The sequence below is a fragment of the Cupriavidus sp. SIMBA_020 genome (genome assembly GCF_046535395.1).
In the GTDB taxonomy this organism is placed as follows: Bacteria; Pseudomonadota; Gammaproteobacteria; order Burkholderiales; family Burkholderiaceae; genus Cupriavidus; species Cupriavidus campinensis.
The window spans coordinates 1-274 of sequence record NZ_JAWRWU010000514.1 but is presented as its reverse complement, the minus strand read 5'-3'; the positions used below and the strand labels follow the sequence as shown (position 1 = coordinate 274).

Here is a 274-nt window from a genome sequence, read left to right as displayed (position 1 = left end):
ACGCCGACGACGAGCTCGCCAGGCGCGTTCCAGGACATGATCAACGCCGATATCGACCGCTACACGGCGCTGACTGCCGCAATCGGCCTGCATGCCGATTGACAGGACATGAAAACGGCGGGGCCGGCGGTTGTGCCGCTGGCCCCGCCGCTGCGGGCTGGCGCGACGCGCCCGCCGTCAGGCCGCCGCGCGCGCGTGCTGTTCCAGCTGTTCCTTCAGCCCCGGTTGCAGCTTGAGCTGGCGCGCCAGTTCGTCCAGGTAGGCGCGCTCCATG

Annotated in this window: 1 pseudogene; it reads right to left on the bottom strand. The window is 70.1% G+C overall.

Going from position 1 to position 274, the window contains the following annotated elements:
* Positions 1-177: 177 nt before the first annotated feature.
* A pseudogene (locus SB751_RS30290) lies at positions 178-274 on the bottom strand (tellurite resistance TerB family protein); the annotation flags it as partial.